The following is a 16,822-nucleotide window of genomic DNA, read 5'->3' as shown; positions in this document are numbered from 1 at the left end:
TTTATTGTTGATCCTATGTACATTAAATGGTACGCTCTGACGATCATTTTGTCAAAAACAAAAAAAAGACCTAAAGGGTCTCTTTTATTCCTACTTCGTGCGACTACCTCTACATAGCATCCTCAACTTTGATACAGCGATCCATAATAACAGTTAATCCATGGTCTCCCGCAATCACCGCAGCTTCATCGCTAACAATCCCCAGCTGCAGCCAGATCACATTAGCCCCAATGGCTACCGCTTCACGCGCTACCTCTGCACAGTGCTCAGCACGACGAAATACATTCACAATATCGATTGGTTCGGGAATATCTTGTAGCGAAGCATAACATGTTTCCCCTAAAATCTCTTTCCCACTAGCAGTAGGATTAACAGGAATAATACGATAGCCCCTCTGTTGCATAGCATAGGCAACCATATAGGATGTACGATCACTTTTATCGGATAGACCCACTATGGCAATATTGCCAGCTTGCTTCAAGATACCTTTAATTTCTTCACGTGTTGGATTAGTAAATGACATCCTGACACCCCATTTCCTAAAGTATAGGACTGATTAAACCCATTCTACTTGTGCACCGAGTGCTTGTAAGTGATCAAAATAATGCGGATAGGACTTTGCAACATGGTGAGCATCTTTAATGCGGATTGGTCGTTCGGATCTTAATCCAACGATACTTAAGGCCATTATTACACGATGGTCGTAGTGTGCATTAATCTCCACACCACCCTCAACGCCCTCGGGACGTCCATGGACAATAATCTCCGCCTGGCGCTCTTCTACATTTGCTCCTGCTTTACGAAGCTCTGCCAAGTAGTCTGTGATTCGATCACATTCTTTATACCTTAAATTCTCTACATTATAGAACCTCGATGTCCCCTCAGCAAATACCGCTGCCGCAACCATGGCAAGCACTGCATCCGTAGCTGCATCACCATCGAATTCTATCGCTTTCAATTTACCGTTGCCCTTAACATGAACAATATCATTCTCATGGGTAAGAGGAACCCCCATCATTTGTAATACATCAACTATCGCTCGTTCTCCCTGCTTACTTGAGACAGACAATCGTTCTACAACGACATCAGACTGCGTAACAGCAGCCGCGGCCAATATGGCAGCTGAACCTGGATAATCACCTTGAACCGTATAGTTCTTCGCTTCGTAGGATTGTCTTCCCGGAACTTGGAACAACATATAGTCCTCACGAGCATGAATAACAATTCCAGCCTGCTCAAGAACTTCAAGTGTCTGGCCTACGACAACCTTCGATTTCAAATCCCCTAGAACTTCGATCTCACTGTCCTGATCTAACAAAGGTGTTAGAAACAATAGCGCACTCAAATATTGTGAACTGACCTCACCAGACACCTTAATTTTACCACCCGTTGGCTTGCCCCCACGAATGGTTATCGGTAATCTACCGTCATGATGATCAACCTCAACTCCTAATTGACCTAGCGCTTCGATTAGATCATCATGAGGTCTTTTTCCTAAAGAATCAGGATATGTATTCACAAATGTTACTTCTGGGCATAACGCCGCAATCCCCATCAAGAACCGTAAAACAGCACCAGCATTTCCAACATTCAATTCTTTCACATCTTTTGGATGCTTACCAAAACCTGTAATGACAGCCTTCTCATCGTCTTCAATAAGCGTTGCTCCAAGATCCTGAATGCAGCGTCTCATTGCATCGCTATCTTCACTATGTGCTGGGAAATAAATGGTGCTCGTGCCCTCTGCCAATGCAGCAACAAGTAAATAACGCGTTGTATAGTTCTTAGAAGACAAAGCTCCAATATTCCCTTTTAATTGATGTGTCGGATTAACAATAATGTCCATTATCAAATAACTCCTTTGTAGTCATATAGTCAAGATAATCTATCACCGCAAACGTTCTTAAACGCGGTAATTCGCTAAAATCATCGAACCTACTTGTTCCGCAGAGAATAAAGATGTATTCACTGTGTAATCAGCAAACAGGTATGCATTCTTACGTTCTTCAAGAATCGTACGTATTCTCTCTTCTGTATTTCCTGCGAGTAATGGTCTCAGGCCGTCCCCTTGAACACGTGATGCGATATCTTCCGCTTCGGCGGTCAAAGCAACTACCCAGCTACCTTGGCTCATTAGCTCACAATTCTTTGGATTCAGCACAGCTCCACCGCCTGTAGCGATAACCTGATTTCTACCGTTAAGTACCTTCTGTAATATACCAGTCTCAGCCTGACGGAAATAAGCTTCCCCTTGGTTCGTAAATATAGATGCAATGCTACATCCCTCATGAGCTTCCAGAACTGCATCTAAATCAACCAAATTATATTCAAGATGCTGTGCGAGCCATTTACCTACAGTAGATTTGCCCGTACCCATCATTCCTATCAGAATAATATTATGTTGTGTTTGACGCAAACGACCACCCCTTTATTCCACCCTATATCTATCATTACCAAAAGATATTGCGAACTCGTTGTTTCATATCATAACACAGCCCTAAAAGTTTCGACAATCATACTACACGAGGAAGATTCTATTTCTACTAGAGTTACATATACTAGAATGAGCTGTAAATAGACTGCTTTAAGAGGAGAGTTTAATTCATGCACCATTCTCAGAGTCGTTCGTGCGCTAATTCAAGCTTAAGACGCCTTGAAGAAATTTGTGATGTCCGTCATATGTTATGCCGTGACGATATGATATGGGTTCTTCATTATGTACAACAAAAAGTGGCCCAAGGTGATCCAGCATTGCTGGAACTCCCTAAGCCACGTTTACTTCGTAATTTCCAATACTTCGGAGAGCTCAGTATACTACTTCTTAAGCGACCTGGCGCAAGTTATCTTGAACAAGATAACATTCGTTATTGCCTAATGGAAGCCTTGTATGGACTGGTTCCCTTACAGCCTATTGTTCCATCCAGTTAAAGTGGAAGCTTCCTTCTTTGTCCACACGGTTGAACGTGTGTGCACCAAAGTAATCACGTTGCGCCTGAAGTAGATTGGCTGGCAATTTCTCTGAGCGATAACTATCGTAGTAAGCAAGAGCACTTGCGAATCCAGGTACTGGAATACCACGTGTAACTGCTGCTGAAATCGTTTGACGCCAAGCGCCTTGATAATTCTCCAAAATATCTTTAAAGAATGGAGCAAGCAACAAGTTCTTCAAATCGGCATTGTTCTCGTATGCATCCGTAATGTTCTGTAAGAAACGGGAACGGATGATACAGCCACCACGCCAAATTTTTGCAAGTTCACCATATTTCAAGTTCCATTCATACTCATCAGAAGCAGCGCGTAGTTGTGCGAATCCTTGAGCATACGATACGATTTTACTCGTAAACAAAGCCTTACGAACATTTTCGATGAACTCAGCTTTATCGCCTTGGAAAGGTTCAGTTGCAGGTCCATTCAAAATTTTGCTAGCTTCTACACGTTCTTCTTTCATTGCAGACAAGAAGCGTGAGAATACCGATTCAGTAATCATTGACAATGGTACGCCAAGATCAAGGGAGCTTTGGCTTGTCCATTTACCGGTACCTTTTTGTCCTGCTGAGTCAAGAATAACATCCACCATTGGAAGACCTGTCTCGGAATCATACTTCGAGAAAATATCGGCAGTGATTTCGATCAAATAACTGTCCAGTTCCCCTTTATTCCATTCCGTGAAAATTTCATGTAATTCCTTAGCATCCAGACCTAGAACATCCTTCAATAGCTGATATGCTTCACAAATGAGTTGCATATCACCATACTCGATACCGTTATGCACCATTTTGACATAGTGTCCTGCACCGTCAGGTCCAATATATGTACTACAAGCCTCGCCATCTATTTTAGCGGAAATCGCTGTTAAAATTGGCTCAACTAATTGATAAGCGCTCTCTTGACCACCAGGCATGATCGAAGGACCTTTCAACGCTCCTTCTTCTCCACCAGAGACACCCGCTCCTATGAAACGGAAGCCTTTACCTTCAAGGTCTTTACTGCGACGTACAGTATCAGGGAAGTAAGCATTACCCCCGTCGATGATGATATCGCCTTGATCAAGAAATGGCAATAACTGCTCAATCGTTGCATCCGTAGCTTTACCTGCTTGTACCATAATAAGAATTTTACGAGGTACTTCAAGCGAACCTACGAATTCTTCAACGGAAAAAGCACCGCTTAAATTTTTACCTTCAGCTTCTTTCAGAAGATCTTGCGTTTTTTCGGGAGAGCGATTGTATACAGAGACAGAAAAGCCTCTACTCTCAATGTTAAGAGCTAAATTTTTACCCATTACAGCAAGTCCAATGACTCCTATTTGTTGTTTTGCCATTTGGTTTCTCATCCTTTGCTCTGTTTATTATAAAATCTTAACGCTCATCTTATATATTACCGTTTTTAAACCAAGAAGTGAACCCCTCTTACTATTTCCCGATACAGAAAACACCTCACAAGTTTGGGAGGTGTTTCTCTCAGTTGTCCCTCTTATTGTTAACAAAGGACAGGTTCACCATTCAAGGGCCAACAATTCCTGGCATAATTCTCGAAGTCGTTCTTTGCACAGCTCCATCTCCACCGTGTCATTTTCCTTCATTGCTTCATACAACTTCTCTAATTCTTCGTCCACTTCAATCCGTCGTATTTGTAATCGTAGATCTCCTTCTAGTGAATAATACATGTCGTTCATCTCTCGTTCACTGAAATATGTTCCCTTTTGGTACAGCACCCGTTGTTCATAACCGGATACTTCCACCAAGCGAATTACTTCTCCGAACAATATATTCTCAATAAGAACCTGTCTATCCTTAAATCGTTTCACAACCGCGTGTCCTCTTGTGTCTCCAATTAACTTCTCCATCCAATCGGAAAGTTTAGCGTCACGAATAATATAATCTCCCACCATTTTATAACCGCTACGCGTTTTTAAAAAACGCAGTTTAACTAATTTCCGTCCCGTCCTCACTGAAACAATAAATAATGTCTCATTCTCACTCCAATAAAGGGAATAGCCCTCTTGAATCAAATCCTTGATCAAGTCTTGAATATGTCGCCGATTGAATCGGAGCTCCAGATTACAGTACTCAACTTCACAGCTCTTGTTCATGGCACTCCCTCCTAAATTGGCTATTACACAACAGGATCATCTCCATACTATATTTTATACTTTATCTTATGTAATGGTAACTTGGTTTATTGACTATTTTTACCCTAAAAAAATCATCATTAAACATTCTTCTGCAAATAAGAGAAATCGGCCAACCTTAATCCTCGACTTAAAGGTGTGTTATCATATTGTGATACCAATTCAAACAAGCATACAGGAGGCACTACCATGTCGTTCACAGGATTTACGAAACAGGATTTTGACGTTTTTAACGTTCCAGGTCTCGAACATCGTATGCAAGCTCTCATAGCTAATGTTCGTCCAAAGTTAGAATTACTCGGAACAGAGATAGCTCCATTCCTGTCCGCACTCTGCGGAGAAGAGATCTATCCACATGTAGCCAAGCACGCACGCCGTAAAGTCAATCCGCCTAAGGATACTTGGGTCGCTTGGGGAACTAGTAAAAGAGGATATAAAGCATTACCTCATTTTCAAGTGGGTATGTTTCAATCTCATCTCTTTATTATATTCGCCGTCATCTATGAAAGTCCTAATAAATTGCAGTTTGCCAAGCAACTCCAAGCGCAAACCACAACAATTAATAAGTTGGTCCCGCAACAATTCTATTGGTCCATGGATCACATGGATCCCCGTGGAACACTTCACTCAGATGTAAAGAGTGCTGATCTGAAAGCTATGGCTCACAAATTATCTACCGTAAAGAAAGCCGAAATCATGTGTGGATTGCGCATTGATAATGATGATCCCATTCTTCATAGCGGTGAGGAATTACTAGCCCTTATTCATAGCACATTTGAACAACTATTACCGCTGTACAAAATGTCTTTTTAGAGGTTATTCAAAACTCGCACTCTTAATCCTCACACCGTCGTTCCTGTCCGTGGTTTACGCGTTAACAATAAATGGACAACGAACAAGATAGCCATCACTAAACTACTTGCTATAAATGGGGCTTCATGCCCCATAACATCCCATATCTTACCTGATACTAGAGGACCTACTATCATACCAGATCCTTGCAGGGTCAGGAAAAATCCCCAAATCGCTCCGCGTTCCCCCTTAGGCACTAAATGAGACACATAAGTATTCCATCCGGGTAAAATAAAAGCATAGCTCACCCCAATTAGCGCTACTATAGTAAACACAAGCCATACGGAATGTACCATTGAGAATAGGAAGATCGATATTCCCGCAAGAAGAAATCCACCGTGTAGGAATGGAGCCGTTCCGAAACGATCAATTAATTTGCCACAAGGAATCAATGCAATCACTGTTATTCCCCCTCCAGCAATTAACAGTAGACTATACATATTCGGAGAGAACCCCAGTTCACTTTGTACATATAAGGTTATAACAGGCGTTAATATCCCAATGACAAATGACTGCAGGAACAACGCAGGATAGACAAGCCAGCTTACTTGTAATGAATGTTTCACTTCATACATTGTCTTCTTAACACTAATGATCAATTGTTTAGCCTTAGAGACCATTAATATGATGACATTCTTATGTGTGACCTCTTCTAGCACCCTGCGTTGCTGTACACTCTTCACTTTCCCCGGGAGAAGCAAGGCAACTAACACAAGTACGATACCGCAACCAATGAGTACTAAAAAAGAAGTGTGATAATTCGAACTTGTCCGTTGCATTAGAAAATTCATCACAATAGGACCCGCACCTATTCCCAGTAATGAAGCCGTTTCTAGCGCCCCGATCGCAGTACCATTGCTATTGTTAGGTCCCGAAATTTCTGTAGCACCTGTCATTGCACAGGGCCATAGTGGAGATGTACCGATCCCTAGAATTAAACATGCTATAGCGATCCACACCGGGGTAGAGGTGAAGGCAATGATCACCACCGCAATAACGGTCATCAGTAGCGCTCCTGACATCGTCTTTCGGTATCCTAATCGTTCTGCTAACCAACCAAAAGGACTTCTAAAGAGATTATCACCAACATATTGCAAGGAGAACGCTACACCCACAGTCCAAGCCGTTAACCCTAGAGAGTTCTTCATATATATGGGCAAGAGTGTTACAAGTAGGGAGCCCTTTAGAAACTCAACTAGAAATATAATGATCATCAGCTCCACGAAAAAAGGAGACCTCAATTGATTATTTGCAGCTCTCTTTGAAGCTGGCGTAGTAATCTCTGTCATCGTAACTCCCTTCACCCTAAATAGTATCTTCTATACATAATGTTACTCCATTGAACAAAAGCTTGCATTCCCCCCCCGATTTGTTATACTCATCCTTGTATTTTATTTAAGAAAGGGTGTGAAATTTCCATGGATCACAGTAAAACACCGCTTTTTACAGCACTGAAAAACCATGCTGCTACTAACCCCGTACAATTCCATATACCTGGTCACAAAAAGGGTCGAGGATCAGATGAAGAATTTCGTCAATTCATTGGGGATAATGCCCTTTCCATAGACTTAATCAATATTGCTCCGCTCGATGATTTACATCAGCCAACTGGTGTCATTGAAGAAGCGCAAGCATTGGCAGCTGATGCCTTTGGAGCTGATTATACCTATTTTAGTGTACAAGGTACAAGCGGTGCTATTATGACAATGATTCTATCCACCTGTTCGCCAGGTGATAAGATTATCATTCCCAGAAACATTCATAAATCTATCATGTCAGCCATTGTTTTTTCCGGGGCTAAACCAGTATTCGTCTCCCCTGCTCGAGATGAGAATTTAGGGATTGATCATGGAATTACAACATCCTCTGTTAAAAGAGCGCTTGACCGACACCCTGATGCGAAAGCGGTCTTAGTTATCAACCCAACCTATTTCGGATTATGTGCAGACTTAAAGGAGATTGTCGAGCTGGCTCACAGTCGCAATGTTCCTGTGCTAGTCGATGAAGCTCACGGTGTATTGATTCATTTCCATGAAGATCTTCCTACATCAGCTATGGAAGCTGGGGCCGATATGTCTGCCACTAGTGTTCATAAACTAGGTGGTTCTATGACTCAGAGCTCCGTTCTAAATCTGAATGTGAAGAACGGGTTAATAAATCCACAGCGTGCGCAAACCATATTTAGTATGTTGACAACAACTTCAACATCTTATATTCTGCTATCTTCGCTAGATACATCCAGACGTAATTTAGCTCTAAATGGACATGCCATAGCACAGAAAGCCATCGAACTTGCACAATATGCGCGAAATGAAATCAACATGATCGATGGTCTGTATTGCTTCGGCAAAGAGATTCTTGGTGGCGAAGCTACGCATGATCTCGATCCTACCAAACTAACGATTCATGTACGTCATCTTGGAATTACGGGATATGAAACAGAGAATTGGCTACGCGAGCAGTATAATCTTGAGGTTGAATTAAGCGATATGTATAATATCCTTTGTCTCGTTACGCCAGGGGATAAAGAAGATACCATTGAGATCCTCCTATCCGCCTTACGTGAGCTCTCAGACACCTATTACGTGGAGAACCAAGCTTATGAGTTGGTTATCAAAATTCCGGAAATCCCGCTACTCTCCATCAATCCGAGAGAAGCGTTCTATGGAGATACCGAGGTTATTCCATTTAAAGAGTCTGCTGACCGAATTATTGCCGAATTTATATATGTCTACCCACCAGGGATTCCTATTCTACTTCCAGGTGAAGTCATTTCCCAAGATAATATCGATTATATTATAGATCATATCGAAGTAGGCTTGCCTGTTAAAGGACCTGAAGACCGCTATATTCACAATATCAAGGTTATCGTTGAGACGGATGCCATTTTCTAAATTTTAAACATAATCCAAACTTTGAATATCAATAACACAAAAAAAGCTCTGTACCTAGTCGGTACGGAGCTTCTTTATGTAAGGACAGAATGTCATCTATTCTTGCTGTGCAACAAGCACATTATAAACGGCTTCTACAGCGTTCCACTCTTCTTCATCCTCGATGTTATAAAGAACCATTTCCTCGTCCTCTTCTTCCATGCGAAGGATAATGCCGTCTGCTTCAGGGTTCTCACGTTCGAGTAACAGAGCATAGACCTTCTCACCAACGTCGAAAGTCTCTACAAGAACCATCTCCACGTCCGTACCATTCTCATCCGTCAACGTAAGGACCAACTCATCCTCATCATGCTCGTGATCATGATTACAATTTTCGTCGTGTTCATGTTTGTGATCGCTCATTTTAACACCTCACTTCAAGTTAGAATTTTTATACTTTGGTATCGTACCATGGAAGACATTTCAGGTCAATTTCACCTGTCACATATCGCAAGTTTAATTATTAATTTAAGGCTGTAATGACTTTTTGTGAGACCAGTTCATATTCTGAATCTTCAGAGTATTTAAGATAGAATCCGATAGTGTACTTCCCTGCATTCTTGAAATCATATGTAAAATCATCTGTTCGAAACCAAAAGTTATCCTTCTGATCACTATTTAGATCCTGCGATTGAATATCCTTAGTGTTACCAGAGGGGTCCGTTATGGCCACCTTCACTGATTTGATAGTCTCGGTTAAATTATCCACTTGACTAAATACGTTAAACTTCAGTTTACCTTTATTTACGTTGCCGAATACCGTATCTCCTTTAAATAGAAAGATATGCACATTAGGCTTAATCACTTTAAGCTGATTATTATTAAAGTCCCAGCTCACATGGCCGTCAAACGACCGAATAGGCACATACGTCCGCCCCTCTAAAACAAAACCACCATCTTGAACTTCCTGCCCATTTACCCAAAAGCGAATCTTCTCGTTGACTGGATCGGCAAACATCAAGGACCCCCCCATGAGGGACATGACAATTGTACTCACTATTATTTTTTTCCATCTCATAATAAAACGCCCCCTCCAACCTATTCCATTCATGATGCTATACATATATACACAACATTTATGTGCAAGTTGCGGTCAAAAGAGGGTATCGCCTAAATAAAACCTACAGAACTGATTTCTGCAGGTTTTTCGTAGCATTCATGTTCATTACTATTTATTTACTCCATTTGGTTAGAATACAAGGAATACCGTTCCCTAATGCGCCAGGTATCCTCATTCTTTCTCTATACCTTATTCCATCCGCACAAGGTGTCTTACAAACTTCACATACTTGAGATGTAACAAGTTTCATTTCTTTTACTACCTTTTCGCCTTTAGGTTGAACTGGTTTCTTACTTATAGATTTAACCATCATCACACCCCATTCCAGATGTATAACCATACCTTATTGTATGGGAATTCCACCTAATGGGAACGCTGAACTATAACTTTTTGTACATCCTCTATGAAAATTATTGCTGTCGCCACTACCTAATGAATGCTATATTAATGATACCTGACAAGAAAAGGAGGTAATCATCTTGAGTTTACAATTAGAAATGCTCGGAACTGGAAATGCTTTTGCCAAAAGCTATTACAATAACAATGCCTTACTCTATGATGAACAGTTCACTCTTCTCATTGATTGTGGCATAACAGCACCACTTGCACTTCACAACTTGGGCAAAGCTTTTAATGAAATAGATGCGGTACTCATCACCCATATTCACGCAGATCACGTAGGTGGACTCGAAGAATTAGCTTTCCAAATGAAGTACATATACAAGCGCAAGATGATTCTTTATATCTCAGATGATCTCGTTGAACCATTATGGGAGAACACTTTAAAAGGTGGATGTTATCAAGCCGGGGAAATCACCAGATTAGAGGACATCTTTGACGTACGGCCGCTTCAGCCGCTGAAACCTCATTACATAACCGAACATATGATAGTAGAATTAATTCCAACGAAACATATTCCAGGCAAATCAAGTTACTCTATATATATTAATGAAAGCATCTTTTACAGCGCTGACATGACGTTTGACCCTTCACTACTTCGCCGCCTCGTTCAAACACGCGGATGCAAGACGATCCTTCATGAGTGCCAATTGCAAGGTCCTGGAGAGGTTCACACAACCCTTCAAGAGCTTCTAACTCTATCTGAAGATATTCAACAAAGAATCTACCTAATGCATTACAGTGATGAGAAGGATCACTTTCTTAATGAGACAGGTAGCATGACCTTCTTAGAGCAGAATCTGATTTATGAGTTTTAAATAAAAGAAAGCCAGCTGCGGCTCCATTGCGGGAGTCTACAGCTGGCTCTTTCAGTCTTGCATTATTCAAAAATAGGTAACTGATCTAAGTTATTAGATGGATCTCCATCCGCATCTCCACGAATGTACAATCCTCCATCTTTCCCTTTAAATATATTAACGCCAGCAATCGTCCCTGCATTCACTTCCTGCAGCGCTTGTTCATAAGCCAACACACGACCTGATGAAGTCTGAAATGCCGTTAGATCCCCATCCCCGTTCTTCTGCACAGCAACAAATTGTTCACGGCCTGATGTTTCCATAGCGATCGCTCCTTTTAATTGATTTTCTAATGATGTTCAGGGCTATCGTCTAGGCTTCCCAATAGGTGATGGTTTGATGCAGGTTGGAACTATAACTTCTTCTTCATACGAACATGTAAAATTCCGGCATCATCGAAAGGTTCCTTTGAGATTACTTCATATCCCTGCTTAGCATAAAAAGACTCCGCTTGGCATTGAGCATCCAGTACCGCATATTGCAATCCTAGCTCCACCGCCAACTTTTCCATCGCGATCATCAACACGCGACCGAATCCCTTTGAACGATATTCCTTTATAACCGCAATCCGTTGCATTTTCGCTGTATCATCGTCGTAATAAATAATTCGACCCGTGGCCACATATTCTTCATCATCTTGTATTAACAAGTGATGCACATTAGGACTAATCGCATCATATTCATCCATTTCAAGCTCAAGTGGTACCTGCTGCTCTTCCACAAATACCTTTGTTCGAATATCCATTCCGTACTGTAATTGTTCCTCTGTGTTCACATGAATAATTTCAGCAGCCATTTCATTACCTCTCTCTCTGATCGTATATCTCATAATCCTTTTCTAATCGAATTATTATACAAAAAAAATAAATTGTTGTATAGTTTGATTAATTAGCAAGACCTATTCTAACACGAAAGGAGTCGGATATCTTCATGGGTATGGGAGTTACCATTACTGCTGTGGTCGTGATGACCATCGTCCTTATCTACTCTTTCTACTATGTCACCAAGAAGGGCTACTCTCGTAAATGGGATGATGAATGAAACATATACTGAGCAATGGCTCATTACATAAGATGCATCTCTTCAACTTCATACTACGAACCTCTCATAATATGATATTGACACCTACTCCCGCAACTGGTATGATATTCATTGTGTCTGACATAATATAATACCATTTCGATCTGTTAGCTCAGCGGGAGAGCACTATCTTGACAGGGTAGGGGTCACTGGTTCGAATCCAGTACAGATCATCACTGAAAACCCTTGTGTATCAAGGGTTTTTCTGTTTTTATAGGTTGGTTAGATGTTGGTGAACAACCACCAAATTTTAAGAGTGTTCTCGTACGATAGCCCCAAAACAGCTAAAAAAATACCCCTCCGACCAATTAAGGTTAGCGGGGTATTTAATAATGAAAGGATCATTAAGCTTCAGTTAACTTCCTTCTATAATAACCACAATCGGAATCCAGTGTCACATTAATAACTACTCCAGTATTCTGTTTTTCTTGATAGAAGGAAATATTTTATGCATCGAATAAAAATTAGAAAGTTTCCACAATATCTTACGCTCTAGATCCTCAAGCATTTCCCCACCCCTAAGATATTTTAATGTGTTGCCATGTCAGTACATTGTCCGTGCGAAATGCCCGTGGTGATCCAATCCTGAGATCGGTCGCTTTAATCAATTCGTTACGGATTGAGTTTACCTCAATGCGACTTTGTGTAATCTTTCCTGACTGGTACATATAGATAATCTCGACTATTTGACCGATATATTTAGCTGACATGACACCCTCTCCCTATAAGTACATTCGCTTGTATCATATACGAACATTCATTCCTTATTCGAGTGTTTATCAAATATTCTCATAGTTACATGGATATATTTACCTAGTTTTGATAGACTGTATTCAAGTCATATTTTAGTAGCGAATACCTCAACCGATGAGGACTATCAGGAGTGATACTATGCCTAACCTAGAAGAGATATTTAATCAGTTACAAGCAATTGATGGCGGAATCAACTTTCTAAAAAATAAAGAAATCAAAGAACTTCCGAGTATTTTAACTGAAGGCGAACGCATAGAAGCAATAGCGAAAGGAAGATACAGCAAGATATTTGGTCTTATTATAGCGACAGACAAACGGGTAATCCTTATGTTCAAAATTTTATTTAATTCTAAAATAGAGGACTTCCCTTACGACAAGATCACTTCGATTCAGTTCGAAAAGAAGTCATTTCTAAAATTAGGAGAAATCACGATTCTTGGATCTGGAAATACAGCAGTCATAGACAATATGGATAATAAACACGCTCAAGTTATCTCTGACTTTATCAGAAATAAAGTTATCTCAGCCAAGACGCCTGAACCCAATCAAGTGGCTCCAACCAACAACGACGTATTGTCCCAGTTAGAAAGATTAGGGAAACTTAAAGAGCAGAACCTCCTAACCGACGAAGAGTTCCGCGAACAAAAGAAAAAACTATTAGAGTAAATACAATTGAGTCGTTAGGGACCATATTATGAAAATCGGAATGCGGAAACCCAGTCTCAAAAAACGCATAGTAGCTCGTGCAAGTATCAATCGCCAGATAGTGCTTCGTCTAGGATTAAAGATGCCTAGTGGCTATGACTGATTGCGTAGCCCCTAAATGATGTTTAAGTAATGCCCTACGGGTCCCGATCATAACTATTCACTCCTTAGTCGGCGTGCTGCCAAGCGCACTAAAGGCGACTTTTCATTCATCACTTCTGAATGAAAAGTCGCCTTTTTCAATTTACATACACTGTAGCAAGTTAAAATCACAAGTTTTTCAGTGGCCTCGCATAGACTATTCTTCACTGTAATTACCGCCACGCTCGGTCCGCTGGTCGACCAGTTGCCTGCCGCATCTCCCGTCTGTACGGTGAATGTATAACTTGTTCCTGCCGATAAGCCGGTCACATTGTAAGTGTAAACCGAACTAGTCACAGTTGTCAGCAGTGTAGTTCCTTGATAAACCTTATAAGCTGGTTCCTGCAGTCAACCCCGTTAGGTTGTATACACTCTCCGTTACCGTTGCCAACAATTGCGAGTCTACGTATACCTTGTATCCGGTGACTCCCCATTGTCACTTGCCCCGCCCCAGATATTGGTATGCGTATTATCTACACTAGCCGGTTTGGATTCCGCCAAAATTTCCGAATGCTACAGTAAAAATTATAATAACTTTCAGTATTTTTCTTAGAGCTTTCCTTGACCTGCCTAATGGGATTAGGTCCTTCCTAACATACCGTTTCGCCTTCCTATGCATGTGTGTCAATTCCCCTTCAATTTAAATTCATTTATTTACATGAATTTAAATATAAAGGGTGACACAGTGCCAGAGTCAATAAAGCGCTTATAAATATTCCGTTACGGGTATACCCACCAAAATATACTGCATTTCTCTGTCTTCTTCCAACGCGTTGGATATGACAACTCCAATAATATCACCCTCAATTTTTAGGTTATGCTCCTGCATATACCGAATTGGTTCTTTCAGTATATCCAACCACCCATTGGTTTTGTCCGTCTGGAGCGGAAGCTTCGCCACACTAAACAGTGATTTCCGTTTTTCATATCTTTCCGTATATTCATTTTCTTTAATATTATATTTTTTTACATCCTTCATTTTCATAGTCCAGCCGGCATTTAGGACGATATTGTCGTTCTCTATATCCTCTTTCCGGATCAAGTAGATTCGCTGTACTTCCGGTGACAGATATAAATAATTATTTATGGCCGTCACTCTGTTGGGTTCAGTTAAGATTTTGTCACCTCTTTGATAAAGCACATAGGAAAGAGCAACGCAATCTCTTCTGATCTTCATAAATATGGTGATGTCGTCTTCGGTGAAATATCGGTAATTGCTCGTTTCTGACCTCCTCGAAGTGATGTAGCCCATTTTTTCATATCTTCTTATTGTATTAGTGGTCACGTTAAGTAGTGCAGATATTTCACTGATCTTATACTTCATACAAGCCTCCATAGGTACAATCAGTTATTAAATTATGTGTTTAACTATATCATTAAGTTTCGCTGCGTGAACCAGGGGTCATCGCCAATACAGCAACTCGCACACAATTAGCCACGATCATACAAAGGCTCATTGCCGCTATAAAAATAGTAAGAAACCAACAAAAAAATCGTAAGCGTCAAATAGCCCCCACCTGTTCAACAAAATGAGGACTCATCTATGCTGTACTATGATTTAAACACGCTATATATGGTAGCACTAGCTTTTTCACCACGAGGTGTATTCGCGAAAATCCAGTTTTTACGACCGATGGCAAAAGGCTTAATCGCTCGTTCTCTTCGATTATTGTTAATTTTGAGCCTTCCATCTTCGAGGAACAGCCTCACCCGTTAGAATCCTTTCAAACGAGTTAGGGCAGGATATGTTTTGGGACTGCGCTATAAGTAGCAGCGTTCATAAAAAGGAGGAGTGAGATTAGATGACTAAAAACAATGCACGTAATCGAAACAATAGTTCTGATCGCTCTACGAACAATGATGATGGCGTTGGCACTGGAAATACTGTAGGAACCGTGGGTGGTGGTGCTGTGGGCGCTGTCATGGGTTCCGCTTTGGGTCCTATTGGAACCATCGTAGGTGGCATCGCAGGTGCAACGTTAGGCAATAAAGTAGGTAAAGCTGTTGAAGATAACGACGACACACACCGATCAGAATAAACAAGTGCTAGCAAAGATTCAAGTTTAACGTTAAAGAAGGCTCTACCAGCATCTAAACTGGTAGAGCCTTCTAATACTTTCATCCATGTTCATTCTCCTTTCGATAGGTATTTCGTCCTCTTGTGTCGAATAGAGAAAATGTTGAGTTTTTTATTATTCTTGAGAGGAGGTAAAACTTAATGCATTTTTTCTCACATATAGCCTATGAGGATAAGGAAAAAATTTGTCATGATCTATCCTTAGAATTTGCAAAATTTGAATATTCACGAGAATCAGAATTGGGTGGTATTTTATCAGGATTTGAACCTCACGAAAGGTTGCTCTGCTATTATACTCAGTGCTATAAAGATATGATGAACGACTTTGATAGAACGCTTGAATTGTATAAACAAAAGCAGATAGAAGCTCTAAGCCCTTTTTTGAATGGATAATACCTTAGTGTTTGATAAGATGGAGGTTCTGGATCTATCCAGGACATCCATTTGTATACCCTCATACTTAGTACCTTAAATAATCAAGAAAGCCATGCCCCTAATCTATAAATTATGAAGTCAAAAGAAAAAACACCCGCGAGGATGCTCTTCTCTAAATCATTCTTAATATTTTATATTTCTCTCCCTTTCCGATCGCTCGAAATGTTAACTCTTGTTTTCTTCACTTTTAATCCATTCATTAAATTGTGCTACCGCTTTTTCGGTGTGGACACCTTTATATTTCTTGCCATCCTCGTAATAGAATATCGCATCACTATCAAGATCATCTTCAACTTCGGCTTTAATATAAAGTATTTTCTCTGCAACCAACAGTTTGAAATTACCTTCATCATCTTCTACCGGTATTACTTGTTCACTCTGCTCTTCCTCAGTTTCCAT

The 16,822-nt window shown here is 40.6% G+C and carries 20 protein-coding genes, 1 tRNA gene and 1 pseudogene; 8 read left to right on the top strand and 14 right to left on the bottom strand.

What is annotated here, in order from left to right:
- Nucleotides 1-109: 109 nt before the first annotated feature.
- From AC1TO8_RS06390 to AC1TO8_RS06380, 3 genes are read right to left on the bottom strand one after another with little or no spacing between them, the layout of a single operon-like run.
- Complete coding sequence (locus tag AC1TO8_RS06390) at nucleotides 110-523, bottom strand: CoA-binding protein (RefSeq protein WP_482054762.1); 414 nt, start codon at nucleotides 521-523, stop codon at nucleotides 110-112.
- 33 nt (nucleotides 524-556) lie between these two features.
- Nucleotides 557-1,846, bottom strand: a complete 1,290-nt coding sequence (gene aroA, locus AC1TO8_RS06385) for a 3-phosphoshikimate 1-carboxyvinyltransferase (protein WP_482054761.1) — start codon at nucleotides 1,844-1,846, stop codon at nucleotides 557-559.
- 57 nt (nucleotides 1,847-1,903) lie between these two features.
- Nucleotides 1,904-2,416, bottom strand: a complete 513-nt coding sequence (locus tag AC1TO8_RS06380; RefSeq protein ID WP_482054760.1) for a shikimate kinase — start codon at nucleotides 2,414-2,416, stop codon at nucleotides 1,904-1,906.
- 188 nt (nucleotides 2,417-2,604) lie between these two features.
- On the opposite strand from AC1TO8_RS06380, the gene AC1TO8_RS06375 reads away from it, so the two are divergent.
- A complete protein-coding gene (locus AC1TO8_RS06375; RefSeq protein WP_482054759.1) occupies nucleotides 2,605-2,928 on the top strand; it encodes a hypothetical protein in 324 nt (107 codons plus the stop codon).
- Here the strand turns inward: AC1TO8_RS06375 and gndA are convergent.
- Together gndA and AC1TO8_RS06365 are read right to left on the bottom strand one after the other, a co-directional pair.
- Nucleotides 2,909-4,321, bottom strand: coding sequence for an NADP-dependent phosphogluconate dehydrogenase (gene gndA, locus AC1TO8_RS06370; protein ID WP_482054758.1), 1,413 nt, complete (start codon nucleotides 4,319-4,321; stop codon nucleotides 2,909-2,911). The genes AC1TO8_RS06375 and gndA overlap by 20 nt on opposite strands.
- 174 nt (nucleotides 4,322-4,495) lie before the next feature.
- On the bottom strand, nucleotides 4,496-5,092 hold the full coding sequence (locus AC1TO8_RS06365; protein WP_482054757.1) for a hypothetical protein: 597 nt from the start codon (nucleotides 5,090-5,092) through the stop codon (nucleotides 4,496-4,498).
- A 228-nt stretch (nucleotides 5,093-5,320) separates the two neighbouring features.
- Between AC1TO8_RS06365 and AC1TO8_RS06360 the strand changes: the two genes are divergently transcribed.
- Nucleotides 5,321-5,944: a YktB family protein gene (locus tag AC1TO8_RS06360; protein ID WP_482054756.1), complete on the top strand. Its 624-nt coding sequence runs from the start codon at nucleotides 5,321-5,323 to the stop codon at nucleotides 5,942-5,944.
- Between the two features lie 29 nt (nucleotides 5,945-5,973).
- Here AC1TO8_RS06360 and AC1TO8_RS06355 read toward each other — a convergent pair whose 3' ends face one another.
- Complete coding sequence (locus AC1TO8_RS06355; protein ID WP_482054755.1) at nucleotides 5,974-7,272, bottom strand: MFS transporter; 1,299 nt, start codon at nucleotides 7,270-7,272, stop codon at nucleotides 5,974-5,976.
- A 129-nt stretch (nucleotides 7,273-7,401) separates the two neighbouring features.
- On the opposite strand from AC1TO8_RS06355, the gene AC1TO8_RS06350 reads away from it, so the two are divergent.
- A complete protein-coding gene (locus AC1TO8_RS06350; protein WP_482054754.1) occupies nucleotides 7,402-8,877 on the top strand; it encodes an aminotransferase class I/II-fold pyridoxal phosphate-dependent enzyme in 1,476 nt (491 codons plus the stop codon).
- Nucleotides 8,878-8,973: 96 nt separating this feature from the next.
- On the opposite strand, the gene AC1TO8_RS06345 is transcribed toward AC1TO8_RS06350, so the two are convergent.
- Together AC1TO8_RS06345 and AC1TO8_RS06340 are read right to left on the bottom strand one after the other, a co-directional pair.
- The gene (locus AC1TO8_RS06345) at nucleotides 8,974-9,279 is read right to left on the bottom strand and encodes a DUF1292 domain-containing protein (RefSeq protein ID WP_482054753.1); all 306 of its coding nucleotides are present in this window, start codon (nucleotides 9,277-9,279) and stop codon (nucleotides 8,974-8,976) included.
- Nucleotides 9,280-9,379: 100 nt separating this feature from the next.
- The gene (locus AC1TO8_RS06340; RefSeq protein WP_482054752.1) at nucleotides 9,380-9,934 is read right to left on the bottom strand and encodes a copper amine oxidase; all 555 of its coding nucleotides are present in this window, start codon (nucleotides 9,932-9,934) and stop codon (nucleotides 9,380-9,382) included.
- Between the two features lie 521 nt (nucleotides 9,935-10,455).
- On the opposite strand from AC1TO8_RS06340, the gene AC1TO8_RS06335 reads away from it, so the two are divergent.
- Nucleotides 10,456-11,193, top strand: coding sequence for an MBL fold metallo-hydrolase (locus tag AC1TO8_RS06335; RefSeq protein ID WP_482054751.1), 738 nt, complete (start codon nucleotides 10,456-10,458; stop codon nucleotides 11,191-11,193).
- Nucleotides 11,194-11,255: 62 nt separating this feature from the next.
- Here the strand turns inward: AC1TO8_RS06335 and AC1TO8_RS06330 are convergent, their stop codons facing one another.
- Both AC1TO8_RS06330 and AC1TO8_RS06325 read right to left on the bottom strand, forming a co-directional pair.
- Nucleotides 11,256-11,495, bottom strand: a complete 240-nt coding sequence (locus AC1TO8_RS06330; protein WP_482054750.1) for a DUF3892 domain-containing protein — start codon at nucleotides 11,493-11,495, stop codon at nucleotides 11,256-11,258.
- An 89-nt stretch (nucleotides 11,496-11,584) separates the two neighbouring features.
- A complete protein-coding gene (locus AC1TO8_RS06325) occupies nucleotides 11,585-12,028 on the bottom strand; it encodes a GNAT family N-acetyltransferase (protein ID WP_482055236.1) in 444 nt (147 codons plus the stop codon).
- Nucleotides 12,029-12,413: 385 nt separating this feature from the next.
- Between AC1TO8_RS06325 and AC1TO8_RS06320 the strand changes: the two genes are divergently transcribed.
- Nucleotides 12,414-12,485 (top strand) — tRNA-Val (locus AC1TO8_RS06320).
- Nucleotides 12,486-12,830: 345 nt separating this feature from the next.
- Here AC1TO8_RS06320 and AC1TO8_RS06315 read toward each other — a convergent pair.
- Nucleotides 12,831-13,022 (bottom strand): hypothetical protein, encoded by a 192-nt coding sequence (locus tag AC1TO8_RS06315; RefSeq protein ID WP_482054749.1) that lies wholly within the window; start codon nucleotides 13,020-13,022, stop codon nucleotides 12,831-12,833.
- A gap of 181 nt (nucleotides 13,023-13,203) precedes the next feature.
- On the opposite strand from AC1TO8_RS06315, the gene AC1TO8_RS06310 reads away from it, so the two are divergent.
- Nucleotides 13,204-13,731, top strand: a complete 528-nt coding sequence (locus tag AC1TO8_RS06310; protein WP_482054748.1) for a PH domain-containing protein — start codon at nucleotides 13,204-13,206, stop codon at nucleotides 13,729-13,731.
- A gap of 886 nt (nucleotides 13,732-14,617) precedes the next feature.
- On the opposite strand, the gene AC1TO8_RS06305 is transcribed toward AC1TO8_RS06310, so the two are convergent.
- Nucleotides 14,618-15,235: a MerR family transcriptional regulator gene (locus tag AC1TO8_RS06305; RefSeq protein WP_482054747.1), complete on the bottom strand. Its 618-nt coding sequence runs from the start codon at nucleotides 15,233-15,235 to the stop codon at nucleotides 14,618-14,620.
- A 230-nt stretch (nucleotides 15,236-15,465) separates the two neighbouring features.
- A pseudogene (locus AC1TO8_RS06300) lies at nucleotides 15,466-15,612 on the bottom strand (IS66 family transposase); the annotation flags it as partial.
- A gap of 101 nt (nucleotides 15,613-15,713) precedes the next feature.
- On the opposite strand from AC1TO8_RS06300, the gene AC1TO8_RS06295 reads away from it, so the two are divergent.
- Both AC1TO8_RS06295 and AC1TO8_RS06290 read left to right on the top strand, forming a co-directional pair.
- On the top strand, nucleotides 15,714-15,950 hold the full coding sequence (locus AC1TO8_RS06295; RefSeq protein ID WP_482054746.1) for a glycine zipper domain-containing protein: 237 nt from the start codon (nucleotides 15,714-15,716) through the stop codon (nucleotides 15,948-15,950).
- A gap of 179 nt (nucleotides 15,951-16,129) precedes the next feature.
- Nucleotides 16,130-16,381, top strand: coding sequence for a hypothetical protein (locus AC1TO8_RS06290; protein ID WP_482054745.1), 252 nt, complete (start codon nucleotides 16,130-16,132; stop codon nucleotides 16,379-16,381).
- 207 nt (nucleotides 16,382-16,588) lie between these two features.
- On the opposite strand, the gene AC1TO8_RS06285 is transcribed toward AC1TO8_RS06290, so the two are convergent.
- On the bottom strand, nucleotides 16,589-16,822 hold the full coding sequence (locus AC1TO8_RS06285; protein WP_482054744.1) for a hypothetical protein: 234 nt from the start codon (nucleotides 16,820-16,822) through the stop codon (nucleotides 16,589-16,591).

It is taken from the genome of Paenibacillus sp. Y859, from assembly GCF_056786405.1.
Note: the sequence above shows the minus strand (reverse complement) of the source record. Positions and strands in the feature narration are given on the sequence as shown.